This is a genomic window from Flavobacterium flabelliforme (assembly GCF_017948675.1).
Lineage (GTDB): Bacteria > Bacteroidota > Bacteroidia > Flavobacteriales > Flavobacteriaceae > Flavobacterium > Flavobacterium pygoscelis.
In genome coordinates, this window is record NZ_JAGFBU010000013.1 from 3,645 (window position 1) to 5,745 (window position 2,101).

1 rRNA gene is annotated in these 2,101 nt (G+C 45.3%); it reads right to left on the minus strand.

The window, feature by feature from the left end:
• Positions 1–74: 74 nt before the first annotated feature.
• Positions 75–1,588: ribosomal RNA gene (locus tag J3S90_RS15580) — 16S ribosomal RNA — on the minus strand.
• Positions 1,589–2,101: the final 513 nt, after the last annotated feature.

A 2,101-nucleotide genomic window follows, 5' to 3' on the forward strand; every position in this document is an offset into this window, starting at 1 on the left:
CTATTCTATTCCAATATAATCTTTGTCTTCTTTCCTAATCGTGTTTATTGCTAAACTAACAAATTAGGCTCTAGAAAGGAGGTGTTCCAGCCGCACCTTCCGGTACGGCTACCTTGTTACGACTTAGCCCTAGTTACCAGTTTTACCCTAGGCAGCTCCTTGCGGTCACCGACTTCAGGCACCCCCAGCTTCCATGGCTTGACGGGCGGTGTGTACAAGGCCCGGGAACGTATTCACCGGATCATGGCTGATATCCGATTACTAGCGATTCCAGCTTCACGGAGTCGAGTTGCAGACTCCGATCCGAACTGTGACCGGTTTTATAGATTCGCTCCTGGTCGCCCAGTGGCTGCTCTCTGTACCGGCCATTGTAGCACGTGTGTAGCCCAAGGCGTAAGGGCCGTGATGATTTGACGTCATCCCCACCTTCCTCACAGTTTGCACTGGCAGTCTTGTTAGAGTTCCCGACATGACTCGCTGGCAACTAACAACAGGGGTTGCGCTCGTTATAGGACTTAACCTGACACCTCACGGCACGAGCTGACGACAACCATGCAGCACCTTGTAAATTGTCTTGCGAAAGTTCTGTTTCCAAAACGGTCAATCTACATTTAAGCCTTGGTAAGGTTCCTCGCGTATCATCGAATTAAACCACATGCTCCACCGCTTGTGCGGGCCCCCGTCAATTCCTTTGAGTTTCATTCTTGCGAACGTACTCCCCAGGTGGGATACTTATCACTTTCGCTTAGCCACTGAGATTGCTCCCAACAGCTAGTATCCATCGTTTACGGCGTGGACTACCAGGGTATCTAATCCTGTTCGCTACCCACGCTTTCGTCCATCAGCGTCAATCCATTAGTAGTAACCTGCCTTCGCAATTGGTATTCCATGTAATCTCTAAGCATTTCACCGCTACACTACATATTCTAGTTACTTCCTAATAATTCAAGTTTAGCAGTATCAATGGCCGTTCCACCGTTGAGCGATGGGCTTTCACCACTGACTTACTAAACCGCCTACGGACCCTTTAAACCCAATGATTCCGGATAACGCTTGGATCCTCCGTATTACCGCGGCTGCTGGCACGGAGTTAGCCGATCCTTATTCTTACGATACCGTCAAGGTACTTCACGAAGTACTGTTTCTTCTCGTATAAAAGCAGTTTACAATCCATAGGACCGTCATCCTGCACGCGGCATGGCTGGATCAGGCTTGCGCCCATTGTCCAATATTCCTCACTGCTGCCTCCCGTAGGAGTCTGGTCCGTGTCTCAGTACCAGTGTGGGGGATCTCCCTCTCAGGACCCCTACCCATCGTAGTCTTGGTAAGCCGTTACCTTACCAACTAACTAATGGGACGCATGCTCATCTTTCACCGTTGTGACTTTAATTATAAAATGATGCCATCCTATAATACTATGAGGTATTAATCCAAATTTCTCTGGGCTATCCCTCTGTGAAAGGTAGATTGCATACGCGTTACGCACCCGTGCGCCGGTCTCTAGGTCCGAAAACCTATACCCCTCGACTTGCATGTGTTAAGCCTGCCGCTAGCGTTCATCCTGAGCCAGGATCAAACTCTTCATCGTATATTGTGTGCTTAAATAAATTTAAGCTATTGTTATTCGACTCCAATTCTATCGGTGTTATCAAATCTTTCGATTCTATTACTCTTATTCTTTTGTTTTAACATCTCTGTTAAAACGGCTGTCAATTCAATATGTCTAGGAACGTGTTCTTCTTGTTTTTCCCTTCTTTTAACACAAATCGTGTGTCGCTGGAAGCGGGTGCAAAAGTACAACCTCTTTTTAAATCTCACAAGCGTTTTTGAAAAGTTTTTTGAAAAATAATTTTCTCCGCTTTTCATGTCATAAATTGATCGCTCAACCTAATCACCTGCTCAATCTGTCTAAGAACTTGCTTCCCCTAAGGGAGGGCAAATGTAACTACTTCTTTTATTCTTACCAAATCTTTTTTCTAAAACTTTCGCTTTATTTTTGATCCGATTTTCATTATTTAAGTAAGAACTTATGCGCCATTGCGGGTGCAAAACTACAACGTTTATACCGTTATGCAAGCTTTTTTAATCACTTTTTTTTAAC